The following is a 15,474-nucleotide window of genomic DNA, read 5'->3' as shown; positions in this document are numbered from 1 at the left end:
GGCGACATGGCGGCAGTCACGTATCATCGTTGAGAGCGGTCACGCATCGCGCGCATGCCACCGGCGATGCGCGCGATGCCCGTGCTCAATCGCTCTTTTCGCTTTTTCCACCCGACTCGCCTGAGTCGTTCTTGTGGAAGATCCGCTTCGTCGTGCGCTTGGTGGCGTCCCAGCCTTCGCGCGACACGTGTGCGACCCCGTGCCCGACCGCCTTCGCGGCGCTCGCGGTCGCGTGGCCGAAGCTGCGGGCCGCCTCGCCGGTCTTGTGCGCGGCTTCCTTCGAATCGCGCTTGATGTCCTGCTTCACTTCCGACATGTCCGCGTGCGCGATCGGGCTGATCAGCGCCAGAACGAGCGCGGTGCCAATGAACTGACGAACTTTCACGACCTGGTTTCCTTCCGTTGGGTAAGCCTCTTCATCGAGGATTCGCATGGCCGGCGGGTGCCGGCACGAAACGTGCCGGGCGCCGATGCATCGAGCATCACCGCGGCGCGGCCGGACAGCAGCACGCGCTCGCCGCAGCGCAGCGCGAAGCCGTACAGCACCGAGCGGGCGTCGCCGCTCACGCGTTCCGCCTCGACGACGAGCGGCTGCGCGAACGTGTCGAGCCGGTCGACGAACGCGTCGACGTTGCGCACGCTCGCCAGATAACCGACGCGCGGACGCGCTTCCTGCGCACCGAGCAGCGCGCCGTGCACGGCCATCGCCTGCGCCGCGTATTCGATTCCGCAGACGGATGCGAGCCGGCCGTGCGAGCGCAGCGGGTTGTGCGGATCGCGGTGGCTCGTCGCGGTGCAGCGGATGCGGGCGGCATCCCACGCATCGACCGTATCGAGCAGGCACATCGCGCCGTCGTGCGGAATGTGCGCGGCGATCCACGTGTGGTCGAGCGGCGGCGCGAGCGGGGTCGTCGCGGTCATCACGCGCGCTCCGCGAACGTATCCGGCATCGCGACATCGACCTGCACGCGGGTATCGGCCAGGTAGTCGAGCACGATGCGCGTCGAACGCCGCGCGGCGAGCGCCTCGAGCAGCGGCAGCACGCGCGCGGCCGGATTGCCGGCACGCAGTGCGTCGAGTTCAGCATGCGCGAGCGTCGTCGCGGGTGCGTCGGTGAGTTGCACGTCGATGCGGGCGAGCACGCGTTCGCTTGCTTCCGGCGCGAGCACGAGTGCCACACCGAATGCGTCGCCGATCGGCCGCACCGCGCGCAGCGGTTCCGGATAGTCGGTGTCGTACGCGATCAGCAGCGTCGGCACGTGATCGACCACGACCTGGCACAGGCTTTCGAGCAGCCCGGCGGCGAAGCTGCCGTCGTGCGCGCAGAGCACGTTCGACGTCGCCATCGCGCGGGTCGCGATGCTCCAGTAGCCGGCCGGTGCGTTGTGCACGGAGTTGTGGAAGCGCGTCGGCGACAGCTGGCGATCGTCGCCGGCCAGCGTTTCGCAGATCGCGTGGCAATTCTGGCCGTCGCCGCCCGATGCGCTGAACACGGTCGCGAGCGCCGCGGCGTCGCGTCCGCTTGCGGCCACAGCTTCGTGGCCGGCCGCGAGCGCCACGCGCACGACGGGGCCCGTGCGGCGCCGCTCGGCAGACGGCAGGCCAGCCGGCGGCGGCAGCTCGGTGCGGGCCGGCGCATATGGCGCGCGTCCCGCGAGCACGTCGGCCGCGTGCGGCCAGTCGTTCAATCCGGGCCCGACGAGGCCGATGCTTTCGATGAAGGCGGTCAGTGTCATGGCGGGCCTCAACGGCGTGCGGGGTCGGCGCGGCCGAGGATCAGGCTGCAATTCGTGCCGCCGAAGCCGAACGAATTGGAGAGGACGGTGCGCACGCGCGCATCGCGGCTCGCGAGCACGTAGTCGGCGACGAGTGCCGGGTCGGGTTGCGTCGTGTTGACGCCGGCCGGCACGAACTGCTCGCGCAGCGCGAGCGCGGCGACGACCGCCTCCAGCGCGCCCGCCGCGCCGAGCGTATGGCCGGTTGCGCCCTTCGTCGAGCTGGACGGCGTGCTGGCGAACAGCGCGCCGATCGCGCGGCTTTCGGCCGCGTCGTTGCTGGGCGTCGCGGTGCCGTGCAGGTTCACGTAGTCGATGTCGTTCGCGCGGAGGCCGGCGGACGCGAGCGCCAGCTCGATGGCGACGCGTGCGCCGAGCCCGTCCGGATGCGGCGACGACATGTGATGCGCATCGCTCGATTCGCCGATGCCGAGCAGCAGGATCGCATCGGCGTCGAGCGTGGCGGGCGGGTCGGGCACGCGTTCGACGAGCGCGAACGCGGCGGCCTCGCCGATCGAGATGCCGTCGCGCGCGACGTCGAACGGACGGCACGGCCGGCGCGACAGCAGTTCGAGCGAATTGAAACCGTACAGCGTCGTCAGGCACAGCGAATCGACGCCGCCGACGACGGCCGCATCGATCAATCCCGCCTCGATCATGCGGCGCGCGGAGCCGAACACTTTCGCGCCGGACGAGCATGCGGACGAGATCGCCATCGCCGGCCCGCGCAGCGCGAAAAACGCGCGCACGAACGCGGCCGGCGAATACGGGTTGTGCGTGTGGGCGTAGCGGAAGTCGGCGGCCAGTGCGCCGTTTGCCGGATCGCGGCGCTGGTATGCGTGCTCGGTCTCGAGGATGCCGGCCGTGCTCGTGCCGACGAACACGCCGACGCGCGCCGCGCCATGGCGCGCCACGGCCGCCGCGACGCGTGCGTCGAAGCCGTCCTGCGTGAGGCCGAGCTGTGCGAGGCGGTTGTTGCGGCACTCGAAATCGGCGAGGTCGGCACGCACGGGCTGCGCATCGACGCCGTCCACCGCGCCGATCCACGTGTCGAGATCCGCCCGCTCGAAGTCGCAGGGCGTGAGCCCGCCGCGCGCGTGGCGCAGCGCATCGAGGGTCGCGTCGAGGCCGCGGCCGATGCAGCTGGTGGCGGTGAAGTGCGAGAGCAGGAGAGGTTTCACGAGGGTCGCATCCGGTGGCCGGAACGGGCGCCGCAGCGGGGCTGGCGGGCGCGCCGTTCGAGGTCAGATTTTATCAAACGGGGGTGCCGAACCGGCCGGCTCGCCTGGCCCGGCGGGCGGTTCGGGCGTGAGCGCCGCGCGCAGCGTGGTCCAGTGCAGCAGCGCGTCGTCGGCCGCGCGCAGCACCGCTTGCAACACGTCGAGCACGACCGGTTCGCCGCGCGCGTCGCGCGCCGCGTGGCCGTCGTGCACGAGCAGGATGTCGCGCGGCGCGAGACCGTGCAGCAGGCGGCGCGTGACGGTCGCGGCATCGCGTGCGCGCGTGTCGAAGCCGCGCCGCGTCCAGCTCGCAAGCTGCAGGCCGAGTTCGCACAGCACGGGTTCGAGAAACGGATTGCGCAGGCCGGCGGGCGTGCGGAAGAACAGCGGGCGCGTACCGGCGATCTCGGTCAGCGTCTCTTGCGCGGCGACGATCTCACGCCGCAGCGCGGCGGGCCCCGACAGCGAGAACGTGTGCCGGTGCCGCTGGCTGTGATTCTCGATCGCGTGACCGCGCGCGACGATCGCCTCGATCCAGCGCGGATGACGGCGCGCGAGATCGCCGATGCAGAAGAACGTCGCGCGCGCGTCGTAACGGTCGAGCAGGTCGAGCACGCGCGGCGTGACGTCCGGGTCCGGGCCGTCGTCGATCGTCAAGGCGATCCGGCGGCCGGCACCGGGCGGCAGGCGCGTCCAGTTCGGCCCGAGCAGCGTGCTGCGCGGCCACAGGCCGGCGGCGGTCAGCGCGAGATGCGACGCGACCACGCCGCCGACCGCCCACGGCCACGCGGCCGGCTGCGCGACGACGGCGGCTGCCGCGCCCGCATGCAGCGCGGCAGTGCCCGCGATCAGCGGCGTGGGCTTCCAGCGGCGCGCATCGCCGGGCTGTCGCGACGGAACGGACGACGGTGCATTCATGCGGGGCTTCCTAGCTGACGGTTGCCGGCTGCGGCCGTGCGCGGCGCGAGAATCGCCGCGAACGCGAGCGCGAGCATCGCACCCGGGCCGACGGTCAGCCCGAAGGTTTCGAGCAACGGCACGCGCGACAGCGCCAGCAGCCCGAAGCCGGCGACCGTCGCGAGGTTCGCGATCAGCAGCGACACGAGCGTGTGGGGCGTAACGGGCTGCGCGTCGTCGCGCTTGCAGAAGAACAGCGCATAGTTCGAGCCGACCGCCACGATCAGCAGCATCCCGACCAGATGCAGGATCGTCAGTTGCACGCCGGCGAGCGCGAAGCCGGCCGTCACGACCAGCACGGCCGCGACGAGCGGTGCGAGCGCGCGCGCGACACGGCGCGGCGAGCGCAGTGCGATCAGCAGCAGCACGGTGATCGCGACAAAACCCGCGAGCGACAGCCGGATGTCTTCGTGCACATAGCTCACGTACAGGCGATCGGCTTCGGCCTTCATGTCGACGAACAGCGCATCGGGCACGCCCGCGCGTCCGACGGCCGCACGAATCGTCGTTGCATCGAGACTCGATGCCGGTTGCGCGGCGCGGGCGGCATCCGGCGCGCGCAGCGGCAGCATCGCGCTCCAGCGGCCGTCACGTTCGGTCAGCAGCGCATCGACGGCGAGCGCCATCGACGTGCCGCGCAGGTCCGCGCGCGTCAGCAGCGGCGCGTGGCGTGCTGCCTCGACGTCGGCGATGAACGGCGCGAACAGGTCGGGCTTGACCGATATCGGCTGGTTCGCGACGGCGTCGCGCATCCGCGCGGCGAGCACGTTGGCATCCGGCAGGCTCGCCAGGCGCGCGCGCTGCGCCGCGTCGCTCGGCAGGTAGCGCGCGGGGCTTTCGAAACCCGCGAGCGCGCCCTGGTCGACGAGCGGTTGCAACTGCGCGGCGACCTGTTCAGCGCGTTTGAGTGCGGCCTGTTCGGTCGGTGCGGCAATCACGACGAGGTAGCGCACGTCGGGCGCACCGACGTCGGCGCGCAGGCGTGCGTCGAGCGCCTGCGCTTGCGCCGGCACGGGGCTCAGCGCGGCGAGCTCGCGGCTCCACAGGCTGTCGCGATGCAGCACGAGCGTCGCGCCCGCGGCGACCACGAGCACGGCGAGCGGCCAGCGCAGCCGCGGCGCGGCATTGGCCGCGCGCGCGAGCACGGCGCCGACGCGCGACACGTCGCGGATCGCGACATGCTCGCCGCGCAGGTGCGGCAGCACGAAGCGCGTGACGAGCGCGGCGGCCGCCAGTCCGACGATCGAATACAGCCCGAGTTGCACGAGGCCCGGGAACCCGGAGAACAGCATCGACGCGAAACCGCACACGGACGTCAGCACGCCGAGCCGGATCGTCGGCCAGTACGCGGCGATCCATGCGCGTGTCGCGTCGGCCGGGCGCCCCGTGCCGCGCGTGCCGGCCTGCGCCGATTGCACGAACAGGTAGATCGAATAGTCGACGGCTTCGCCGATCAGTGTCGTACCGAAGCCGAGCGTCAGCCCGTGGACCGTGCCGAACACGACGCTGACCGCCGCGATTCCCGCAGCGACGCCCGTCAGCACCGGCAGCAAGCCGAGCGCGAGCGTGCGCGGCGAGCGGTACAGCGTCAGCAGCAGCGCGACGATCAGCACGACGCTCGCCGTCGACAGCCGTTCGACGTCGTGCCGGATCGTGTCGCGCGTGTCGACCGAGAACACGCCGGGGCCCGTCATCGCGAGCGTGGCCGCGGCGGCGTTCGGCACGGCCTGCTTTGCGGCGGCGAACGCACGGCGCACCGTGTCGATCGCGCGGGCCTGGGCGTCGGTATCGGAACCGGCGGCGGCCGTCTGCACGACGAGCACCGCGCGCGTACCGTCGCGCGACGCCCACACGCCGTCGCGGCTCGCCGGTTCAGCAGCACTGTCGAGCTGGTCGACGAGCGTGGCGACTTCGCCGGTCGGGTCGCGCGGCAGCATCGCCTTGGCCACGAGGCCGGCCGACGAGCTCAGCAGGTCGAGGCTCTCGCCGAGTGCCTGGTGCAGGCCGGCGGTGCTGAAGTGCTGCGGCGTGACGGCCGGGCTCAGCAGGTAGCGGTGATCGAAGATGAACTGCCGGTCGCGCGCGTCGTTCGCGGCTTCGCCGTTGTGCACGGCCGCGAATTGCGGGTCGGTGCGCAGTGCGGCGGCAACGCGCCGCGACAGTGCGGCGCGCGTGGCCGCATCGCCGCCGTCGATCGCGACGAGGATCAGCCGTGACACGATGCCGTCGCGCAACTGGTCGACGAGCACGCGCTGCCCGGCGCTCGGCGAACTCGGCAGGAATGCGGACAGGTCGGCCGTGAAGTGCGCGCGCCCGATCGCGACGCCGCACGCGAGCAGCGCGAGCAGCCACACGAGCACCGCGCGCTGACGCAGCGCGTGCAGGCGGCGGGCGACCGGCGACGAAGGGGGCCGGGTGCGCTCGTCCATCAGTTCGGGTTCGCCGGAACGGGTTGCAGGCGCATCACCGAACGGTCGCCGTCGGCCTGCCGGATCGCGACACTGCGCAACAGGTCGCGCGAGCCGTCGAGCGTGATCGTGCTGACAACCTTCAGCATCCGCGAGTCGAGCGGCGTGAGCGTCAGCGTCCAGTCGTCGCCGCGCCCGGCGAGCGCGACCTTGTAGACCTGTTCGAGCGCGAAGCGATTGCCGGCGAGCGTCGCGCGGATGCTGTCGATGAACGCGCCGAGTTCCGGATAGCGCGCGAGTGCGAGCGTGTACTTGCGGTTGTTGCGCTCGACGGTGAGCATGTCGCCGTCGACGACGAGGTGTTCGGGCTTCGGGCTCAGCGTGTGTTTCTCGAGATGGTCGGGCGCGACGAACACGAGTTCGCCGGACGATTCGACCGGCTGCGTCGCGATCGACAGGTACTTCGTCTCGGTGAACGTCGCACGCCCCGACTTGTGCTGCGCGAGCGTCGACATCAGCCGGTCGAGAGTCCACGCCGGCGTGGTGTCGGCCGCCTGCGCGGGCGTGGCGGCCAGCACGATCGCGGCGGTGCTGGCAGCGATGGCGGCGGCCAGCGTGCGGACGGCGCGATGCAGCGCGGGCGTGAGCGTGGGCAGGCGGCGGCGAACGGCGGTCATGCGTCGGAATCCTTCGTGGCGGACAGGCCGGCACCGGCGCGTGCGGCGTCGCGGTGCGCGGTCGCGGCATCGCTGCCGTGCCAGAAATCGAAATAGTTGAACCAGTTGTACGGTGCCTCGCGGCAGTACTTGTCGAGCAGCGCGACGTAGCGCGCGAGTGCCGCGTCGACGGCCGCCGCACGCGCGTCGCGCCGCACGTCGGAGAAATCGGCGAGCGTCTCGAAGTGCACATCGTAGCGGTTGCCGTCGCGATAGAGGCCCGTCATGAAGATCACCGGCCGCTTCAACATCGCGGCCATGTAGAGCGGCCCGAGCGGGAACGCGGCCGGTGCGCCGAGCAGCGGCAGCCGCCGCAGCGACGCGGCCGCGTCGTCGAGCAGCGTGCGGTCGGCGAGCATGCCGACCATGCAGTTCGCGTCGAGGCGCTCGCGCACCTTCAGCATCGAGTCGACTTGCCCGAGCGGAATCACTTCCGGCTGCGCGGCGGGATTCACCGCGGCGAGCGTCGCGTTGATCTTGCGCGCGTTCTTCTCGTACATCGTCACGACGACGCGCAGGTCCGGATGCGTGCGGCCGATTGCGCGCACGACCTCGAAGCTGCCGAGATGCGCGCCCATCAGGAACGCGCCGCGTCCGCCCGCGAGCGCGTCATCGACGAGCGTTTCGCCGTGCAGCCGGATGTCGAACAGGTCGAAGCGCCCGTTCATCAGGTAGATGCGGTCGTGGATCGTTGCCGCGAACGTGAACACGTGCCGGTACACGTCGCGCCAGCGCGCGGGGTGGCCGAGCACGCGGCGCAGGTAGTCGCGCGACGCGGCGCACGCGACCGGCGAGAACAGCACGAAGTACGTCGCGATCAGGTGCAGCACGACGCGCGCGCGCTGCCGGCCGAAGCGCAGCGAGATCCACGTCATCGTGCGCAGCAGACCGGCGTTGCTGCGTTCCTGGCGCTCGGCCCACGCGGTGCGCTTCATGGCTGCACGCCATCCTGCGCGGCCGGCGGCGCGGACAGCACGCCGCTCGCGACCTCGCGCGACCCGGCACGCAGCGTGAAGCGGATCGCGCCGCTGGGCGCGGCGTCGTACGCGAGATCGAGCGGTTCGCCCGGCGCGACCGGGCTCAGGAATTTCGCGGACCCGAGCCGCCACGTGTGCAGCGGGCGCTTCAGCGCCGTGCCGATCGCATGGACTGCGTGATCGAGCAGCACGACGCCCGGCACCACCGGATGGTCGGGGAAGTGGCCGGGTAGTGCCGGGTGATCGACGGGAATCGTGAACCCGAGCGCGGGTGTGTCGGCCGGATCGGGCGCGGGCGCGGGCGCGGGCACTGGCACGGCCGCCGCGCGCGCATGCTGCGCAACGAGTGCGGCGAGCACGTCGCGCGGCAGCTTGCCGGTTTCGTTGCGCGGCAGCGCATCGACGAACACGAGCGGGCGCGGCATGAACGCGGGATCGATCCGCTCGCGCAGCGCGCGCTGCAGATCGGCTGCCGCGAGCGTCGGCGCGACAACCAGCGCGACGAGGCGCGTGACCGGTTCGAGGCCCGCGTCGGCGTGCGCCGGCGCGGCTTCGTCGGGCATGAAGAACACGCCGTCGATCACCTGCGGAATCGCATTGAGCTGATGGTTCAGGTAAGCGAGCGACGTGCGCTTGCCGGCGATGTTGACGAGGTCGGCCTTGCGGCCGTGCAGCAGGAACCGGCCGTCGCCGAGCGGTTCGAGCGCATCGCCCATCGGCACGGGCGCCTCGACGTGCCCGCCCGATACCCAGATCGTCGGCTCGCCGTCGTCGCTTTCCGGTTCGTCGCGCGCGTCGAGCCGGATATCCGGGAACAGCCCCCACGTCGCGCCTTGCGACGTGCGACGGGTGGCGATCTGGCCGGTTTCGGTGCTGCCGTAGATCTCGACGAGCGGCGCGTCGAGCGCGGCCTCGGCTTCGCACGCGAGCTTTTCCGACAGCGGGGCGGTGGCCGACAGCACGAGCGCCGCGCGCGGCAGCGCATGGCCGGCCGCCAGCAGCGCCCGCAGGTGGATGGGCGACGTGACGAGCACGCGCGGCTGCGGGATCGCGTCGAGTTCGTCGCGAATGTCGACCGGGTAGAACGGCTGGCGGTTGCTGAACGCGAGGCCGCCGATCAGCGCGAGCAGCACCGTCGACTCGAAGCCGTACATGTGCTGCGCGGGCACCGTGCCGATCAGCGTGGCCGCGCGGCCGTCGAGCAGCCCGAGGCGGTCGGCCGCTGCGCGCACGCAGCCGACCAGGAAGCCCCAGGTCTTGCGGTGCGGCACCGGCGCACCGGTCGAGCCGGACGTGAATACGTAGGCCATGATCCGCGCCGCATCGATCTGCGGTACGGCGAACGGCGCATCGCTCGCAAGCTCGCCGGGGGCGGCATCGGGGTACGCGAAGCGCGGCAGGTCGATCGTGCAGTCGGGCGCGTCGTGCAGGCAGAACGCGTCGGGCGCGAACGAGGCGAGCTGGCGGACCATTTCCGGGGTGTGCGTCGACGGCAGCAGGCTGACCTTGCCGGCAACGAGCGCGGCGCACAGGCTGACCGCGAAGCGGTAGCGGTCGCGGCACACGTTGAACACGTGCGCGCCGGCGGGCAGCGCGGCGGCCACGCGCGCGACGTCGGCGACGAACGCGCGCACGGTGACGGGCACGCCGTCGCGCCAGGCGATCGTCTGGTCCGGTGACGAATGGAAAACCAGCGGGTGAGTCGGCATAAAACGGTCTAAACAGGAGCGGAAGCCGGCGCGGCCGCGTTGCGGCGGCGCGCCGGCCGTGAATTCATCGTGACGCCTGCGAGGCGTGTGTCGTCGCGCGATACGCGCGCACCGCATCGACCATGCGCGGCCGCGGTTCGTGCGGCAGTGCGAAGCGTCGGCACGCATGCTCGGCCGCGAACATCACGGCGACGAGCGGCAGCGACAGGTAGTTCGCGAACGTCGACCACGTGACGATCGGTGCGGTCGCGAACAGCAGCGTCGACACGGCGGCGATCGCGACGAAGAACAGCGTCCACGCGAGCGTGATCTGCCGCGTGTAGTGCGCAACGGCCGGCGTGATGGTGCTGTGAATCATCGTCGCGAAACGCGTGCACAGCGGCACCTTGCCGGCCGCGAGCGTGCGGCCGAACAGCAGCGCCATCGCGAGGTTGAAACTCGCGTGTTCCAGGTACAGGCCCCATTCGAAATGCCGGGCGAGCGGCACGCGCGCGGTCCACAGTGCGGCGGCGACCAGCAGCCACGCCGGCACGAACCCGATGCGAAGCGGTGAGCGCAGTGCCGCGCCGAGCGCGAGCAGCAGCGGCGGCACGAGCGCCATCGCGAGGCCGAAGCCGTGCGCGCCGGGCGTCGCGGCCGCGTAGTGCGCGCCGGCCTGGTACACCGCGACGGCGCCGACCGCGGCGACGCCGCGCGCGACAGGCAGCAGCCGGCTCATCGGTGGCCTCCACACGCACGGCGCAGGCACCCGCTACCGGCAGCCGGGCAGCAGCGGGCGGAGAGGCGAACCGGAACGGAGCGGAAGGGCGGGTGCGGCATGACTGGCGACATCGGGCGGATCGTGGCCGGACGCGAGGGTCGGGCCGTCAAACATCATATGAATGGCGGCCGGGATGCAGGTCCGGGCCGGTGGTCGGGCACGCTCATTTTAGGGCCGCGGCACCGCGTGTTCGGGGCGGGCGCGAACGGGTTTTGTAACCGATTGTATGGCGCCGGACGAACGGTTTCTCGGGGTCGGTCCATTTCCTTCCAAAGCGGCTCAAGCGTCTGGTGCATTCGGGTCCCGCAACGGGCCGCGGCGCCGGCCCGCCAGTCTGTAACCATTGGCGGTATACGGCCCGATACCCGTTCGTCTAGAATCCGCGTAACTTTTACAAACGATCCCCAAATAACGCAGGCGGGGAAGCCGGCAGACGCCGAAGGGACGGAGATTTGCACGCGCCGGGCGTGCATGGCGATTGCCGTTTCCGGGCGCCTTCCGCTGCCACGGGCCGCCTGCCCGCACGCATGATGAACGCACTGGAACAAGAGCTCGCCACGCTGATCATCGGCGAACTGAATCTCGAAGACGTCCCGCTCGAAACAGTGACGGCCGACACCCCGCTGTATGGCGAGGGGTTCGGGCTCGACTCCATCGACATCCTGGAAATCGCACTGCTGATCTCGAAGAAGTACGGCTTCGAGCTGCGTTCGGACAATCCGGACAACCAGAAGATCTTCGCGACGCTCGGTGCACTGGCTGGGTACGTCGCCGCGCACCGCACGAAGTGACGGCGTCGCGCACGGGCGCGGCGCGCAGATGATGACGGCAGGCGGCCGCGATCGGCAGACGATACGCGGCCGCGTCGATCGAGGTGAAACGCGATGAACGGAGCAATTCGATGCGGGCGCTCGTGACGGGCGGCAGCGGCGCACTCGGGCAGGCGATCTGCACGGCGCTCGCGCAGGCCGGCCATGAAGTGTGGGTGCATGCGAACCGCCATCTCGCGCAGGCGGAGGCGGTCGCGCAGCAGATCGTCGCGGCCGGCGGCACCGCGCGCGCGATCGCGTTCGACGTGACCGACGCCGATGCGACGCTCGCCGCGCTCGCGCCGCTTGCCGACGACGCGCCGGTGCAGATCCTCGTCAACAACGCGGGCATTCACGACGATGCGCCGATGGCCGGCATGTCGCGCCGGCAGTGGCACAGCGTGATCGACGTGACGCTCAACGGCTTCTTCAACGTCACGCAGCCGCTGCTGTTGCCGATGATTCGCACGCGGCGCGGACGGATCGTCAACATCGCGTCGGTGGCCGGCGTGACCGGCAATCGCGGGCAGGTCAACTACGCGGCCGCGAAGGCGGGGCTGATCGGCGCGACGAAGTCGCTGTCGCTGGAGCTCGCGTCGCGCGGCATCACCGTGAACGCGGTCGCGCCCGGCATCATCGAATCGCCGATGGCCGAACAGGCGTTTCCCGCCGAACGCATCAAGCAGCTCGTGCCCGCGCAGCGCGCGGGCCGGCCCGACGAAGTCGCGGCGATGGTCGCGTACCTGGTGTCCGACGCCGCGGCCTATGTGACGGCGCAGGTGCTGTCCGTCAACGGCGGGCTCGCATGACGAAGCGCGCAGCGTCGGCGTGACGTAACGCAACGCGGCGCATGCCGCGAAGTTGTGCGGCCAGCGCCGCATAGTGAGGAAATCGAAGTGTCCGTGCATCCAGTCGACGCCGAATGGCGTCCGTGTTCCCTGTCGTCCTCCGTCGCGCCGGTCGCAAGCGGGCAGACGGCGGGTGGGCCGGCCGCATCGCGACCCTGCGCGCCGCTCGCGCACGACAGCGACCGCGCGCTGCGGCTCGTCCGGATGAGCCATGCGCGGCTCGCCGCGTTGCTGCACGATGCATGCAGCCGCGGTGACGGGTTCGACCACGTGTTGCCCGGCGCATTGGGCGCGGTGTGCATCGGCGCGGCCGACCTGCAGCACGCATCCCGAACCGAATCGCACGCGGACGCCGCGGCGCGGATGCTGGCGGATGTCGTGCCCGACCTGCCGGTCGCGCCGGTGCCGATGGCGCTGCTCGGCGCCGGCATCGCGCCCGACGATGCCGTCTGCGAAATCTGGCAATGCAATGCGCGCGACCTGCGCAGCGAACGACGCGGCGCGCTGCACTATCGCTACAGCGAAACGGCGGGCCTCGTGTTCGGCAGCATCGTCGTGCACGAGCACGAAATGCCCGACGCGCATCACGACGGCGGCACGCCGCTCGAGCGCGCGACGCACGATGCGTACCGCGCGCTGTTCGACGTGCTCGATTCGCTCGGCATGCCGCATCCGCTGCGCATCTGGAATACCGTGCCGGCGATCAATGCGGTGCAGTTCGGGGTCGAGCGCTATCGTCAGTTCAATATCGGCCGCCAGCACGCCTTCGACGCGTGCCGCCGCGCGCTGACGGGCGGCGTGCCGGCCGCGTGCGCGCTCGGTTCGGTCGAGCCGGTCGCGGGCGATGCGTCACCGGACGCGCCGCTCGCGATCCATTTCCTCGCGAGCCGCACGCCGGCCGATCCGGTCGAGAATCCGCGTCAGGTCAGCGCGTATCACTATCCGGCGCAGTACGGCCCGCGTGCCCCGACGTTCGCGCGCGCAGCCGCATGGTCGGCGGGCGATGCCGCGCCGGTGCTGTTCGTTTCGGGCACCGCGAGCATCGTCGGGCATCGCACCGTGCATCCCGCCGACGTCGTCGCGCAAACGCGCGAGACGGTCGCGAACCTCGCGGCCGTGCTCGAGCAGGCCGCGCGCCAGGGGCACGGCCCGTTCACGCTTGCCGACCTGAGCTATCGCGTCTACGTGCGCGACGCCGGCGATGCCGCGGCGCTGGCCGCCATCGAGCACGTGCTGCGCGAGGCGGCCGGCCCCGGCGTGCGGCCGCTCGTCGTCCATGCGGACGTGTGCCGCGACGACCTGCTGGTCGAGATCGAGGCCAGTGCGGGTCATGAGGAGGCGTGGCTGTCATGAAGCGCGAGAGCCTCACGATCCGGCAGCCGGCCCCGGGCGTCGACGAAGCCTGCCGGCGGTCGCCGGCAAGTCATAAACTTTTGTCAGGATCCCTGTCTCCGCAATCGGCCGTTTCCATGTCCAAGCTGCACGCCTCGTCCACCCATCTCGTCCTGATTCCGAGCTACAACCCGGGCACCAAGGTCGACACGACCGTGCGCAATGCGCGAGCGCAGTGGAATCCGGTGTGGGTCGTCGTCGACGGCAGCACCGACGGCAGCGCCGAACGGCTGCAAGCCATGGCCGAGCGCGACCCGGGGTTGCGCGTGATCGTGCTGCCGGAGAACCGCGGCAAGGGCGCAGCGGTGCTCGCCGGGCTCGACGCGGCGGCCGCGAGCGGTTTTACGCATGTATTGACGATGGATTCCGACGGCCAGCATCCGGCCGACCTGATTCCCGCGTTCATGGCTGCGTCACAGGCCGCACCCGACGCGATGGTGCTGGGCGTGCCGAAGTTCGACGCGAGCGCGCCGCAGTTGCGCGTGCAGGGCCGCCGGCTGTCGAACGCATGGGCCGACCTCGAGACGCTGTGGGCCGGAATCGGCGATTCGCTGTACGGGTTTCGCGTGTATCCGGTCGCGCCGCTGGCCGCGATCATGCGCCGCCAGCCGTGGATGCGCGGCTTCGACTTCGATCCCGAGGCGGCCGTGCGGCTGTGCTGGGCCGGCGTGCGCCCGATCCGCATCGACGCGCCGGTGCGCTATTTCGGCCGGCACGAGGGCGGCGTCTCGCACTTCCATTACGGCCGCGACAACGCGCTGCTTGCGTGGATGCACCTGCGCCTTTTCACCGGCTTTGCGGTGCGGTTGCCGATGCTGGTCGCGCGGAAGCTGACGCGACGCCACGATCAGACGGCCTGAGCGGGCCCGATTTCCATTCGGATCGTCGCCCGGCCGCGGCGATTGCTCTATTTTTCGTCGTCAATCCCGTGCCGGCGCGCCGCTTCATTCCAATCCGCTGAGTAATGAACGTGTCATGGGATGTAAACATCTGGTAATTTTCTGCCGGATTATGCAAAATCGCCGCTCCCAAATACAACTATCGAGGGATCCGGGATGCAACTCAAGAAAGCGGTGGCAGCGTGTGGCGTGGCGTTTCTGTTGAGCGCGTGCGGTGGGGTACAGGGCCTTGACGCGAACAGCCTGACGTCGGCGGGGACGAGCCTGTACAAGGCAGCGACGCTGTCGGATGCCGACATCGCCGCGCTGTCGAACGACTCGTGCAAGTCGAGCGATGCCGAATCGAAGGTCGCGGCGGCAAACAGCGCGTACTCGAAGCGTCTGACGAAAGTGATGAAGGGCTTCGGCAACATGACGCTGAACGGCCAGCAGATCAACTACAAGGTCTACATGACCAAGGACGTCAACGCGTGGGCGATGGGCAACGGCTGCGTGCGCGTGTACAGCGGCCTGATGGACATGATGAACGACGACGAGCTGCGCGGCGTGATCGGCCATGAAATGGGCCACGTCGCACTGGGTCACTCGAAGAAGGCGATGCAGACGGCCTACGCGGTCAGCGCGGCGCGCACCGCGGCCGGCGCGGCATCGCCGGGCGTGGCAGCACTGACGAGCTCGCAGCTCGGCGACATCACCGAGAAGTTCATCAACGCGCAGTTCTCGCAGACGCAGGAAAGCGCGGCCGACGACTACTCGTTCGACCTGATGAAGCAGAAGGGCATGAGCCAGAAGGGCCTCGTCACCGCGTTCCAGAAGCTCGCGAAGCTCGATGGCGGCCAAAGCTCGATGATGAGCTCGCATCCGTCGTCGTCGAGCCGTGCGCAGCACATCGAGGATCGCATCGCGAAGGGCAGCTGATCGCGTGACGGATCGCCTGCCGAAGCGGGCGATCGAACGGCGACATAAAAAACCCCACGCCCTCGCGGGCGTGGGGTTTTGTTTTT

The 15,474-nt window shown here is 70.6% G+C and carries 14 protein-coding genes and 1 pseudogene; 5 read left to right on the top strand and 10 right to left on the bottom strand.

Going from position 1 to position 15,474, the window contains the following annotated elements:
* Window positions 1-85: 85 nt before the first annotated feature.
* From ACPTTF_RS15065 to ACPTTF_RS15020, 10 genes and pseudogenes are all read right to left on the bottom strand, one after another.
* Window positions 86-433 carry a hypothetical protein gene (locus ACPTTF_RS15065; protein WP_423371614.1) on the bottom strand — a complete coding sequence of 116 codons (348 nt, stop codon included), beginning with the start codon at window positions 431-433 and terminating at the stop codon, window positions 86-88.
* Window positions 417-921: pseudogene (locus tag ACPTTF_RS15060) on the bottom strand (hotdog family protein). Before ACPTTF_RS15060 ends, ACPTTF_RS15065 begins: the two are co-directional and overlap by 17 nt.
* Window positions 921-1,736 (bottom strand): beta-ketoacyl synthase chain length factor, encoded by an 816-nt coding sequence (locus ACPTTF_RS15055; protein WP_423371613.1) that lies wholly within the window; start codon window positions 1,734-1,736, stop codon window positions 921-923. Before ACPTTF_RS15055 ends, ACPTTF_RS15060 begins: the two are co-directional and overlap by 1 nt.
* Before the next feature lie 8 nt (window positions 1,737-1,744).
* A complete protein-coding gene (locus ACPTTF_RS15050) occupies window positions 1,745-2,956 on the bottom strand; it encodes a beta-ketoacyl-[acyl-carrier-protein] synthase family protein (RefSeq protein WP_423371612.1) in 1,212 nt (403 codons plus the stop codon).
* 63 nt (window positions 2,957-3,019) lie between these two features.
* Window positions 3,020-3,913: a polysaccharide deacetylase family protein gene (locus tag ACPTTF_RS15045; RefSeq protein WP_423371611.1), complete on the bottom strand. Its 894-nt coding sequence runs from the start codon at window positions 3,911-3,913 to the stop codon at window positions 3,020-3,022.
* Window positions 3,910-6,381, bottom strand: a complete 2,472-nt coding sequence (locus ACPTTF_RS15040) for an MMPL family transporter (protein WP_423371610.1) — start codon at window positions 6,379-6,381, stop codon at window positions 3,910-3,912. Before ACPTTF_RS15040 ends, ACPTTF_RS15045 begins: the two co-directional genes overlap by 4 nt.
* Window positions 6,381-7,037: an outer membrane lipoprotein carrier protein LolA gene (locus tag ACPTTF_RS15035; RefSeq protein ID WP_423371609.1), complete on the bottom strand. Its 657-nt coding sequence runs from the start codon at window positions 7,035-7,037 to the stop codon at window positions 6,381-6,383. The genes ACPTTF_RS15040 and ACPTTF_RS15035 overlap by 1 nt, the downstream gene beginning before the upstream one ends.
* Window positions 7,034-8,011, bottom strand: a complete 978-nt coding sequence (locus tag ACPTTF_RS15030) for an acyl-CoA synthetase (protein WP_423371608.1) — start codon at window positions 8,009-8,011, stop codon at window positions 7,034-7,036. The genes ACPTTF_RS15035 and ACPTTF_RS15030 overlap by 4 nt, the downstream gene beginning before the upstream one ends.
* A complete protein-coding gene (locus tag ACPTTF_RS15025) occupies window positions 8,008-9,762 on the bottom strand; it encodes an AMP-binding protein (RefSeq protein WP_423371607.1) in 1,755 nt (584 codons plus the stop codon). Before ACPTTF_RS15025 ends, ACPTTF_RS15030 begins: the two co-directional genes overlap by 4 nt.
* A gap of 64 nt (window positions 9,763-9,826) precedes the next feature.
* On the bottom strand, window positions 9,827-10,480 hold the full coding sequence (locus ACPTTF_RS15020) for a hypothetical protein (RefSeq protein ID WP_423371606.1): 654 nt from the start codon (window positions 10,478-10,480) through the stop codon (window positions 9,827-9,829).
* A 572-nt stretch (window positions 10,481-11,052) separates the two neighbouring features.
* On the opposite strand from ACPTTF_RS15020, the gene ACPTTF_RS15015 reads away from it, so the two are divergent.
* From ACPTTF_RS15015 to ACPTTF_RS14995, 5 genes are all read left to right on the top strand, one after another.
* Window positions 11,053-11,313, top strand: a complete 261-nt coding sequence (locus ACPTTF_RS15015; RefSeq protein ID WP_166963622.1) for a phosphopantetheine-binding protein — start codon at window positions 11,053-11,055, stop codon at window positions 11,311-11,313.
* Window positions 11,314-11,423: 110 nt separating this feature from the next.
* A complete protein-coding gene (gene fabG, locus ACPTTF_RS15010) occupies window positions 11,424-12,140 on the top strand; it encodes a 3-oxoacyl-ACP reductase FabG (protein ID WP_423371605.1) in 717 nt (238 codons plus the stop codon).
* A gap of 87 nt (window positions 12,141-12,227) precedes the next feature.
* The gene (locus tag ACPTTF_RS15005; protein ID WP_423371604.1) at window positions 12,228-13,532 is read left to right on the top strand and encodes an endoribonuclease L-PSP; all 1,305 of its coding nucleotides are present in this window, start codon (window positions 12,228-12,230) and stop codon (window positions 13,530-13,532) included.
* 116 nt (window positions 13,533-13,648) lie between these two features.
* A complete protein-coding gene (locus tag ACPTTF_RS15000; RefSeq protein ID WP_208102181.1) occupies window positions 13,649-14,431 on the top strand; it encodes a glycosyltransferase family 2 protein in 783 nt (260 codons plus the stop codon).
* A 195-nt stretch (window positions 14,432-14,626) separates the two neighbouring features.
* Complete coding sequence (locus tag ACPTTF_RS14995; protein ID WP_166963616.1) at window positions 14,627-15,388, top strand: M48 family metalloprotease; 762 nt, start codon at window positions 14,627-14,629, stop codon at window positions 15,386-15,388.
* Window positions 15,389-15,474 lie beyond the last annotated feature (86 nt).

The organism is Burkholderia crassaminum, from assembly GCF_964265005.1.
GTDB lineage: Bacteria > Pseudomonadota > Gammaproteobacteria > Burkholderiales > Burkholderiaceae > Burkholderia.
The sequence above is the reverse complement of the archived record's forward strand: the minus strand, read 5'-3'. Positions and strand labels throughout refer to the sequence as shown.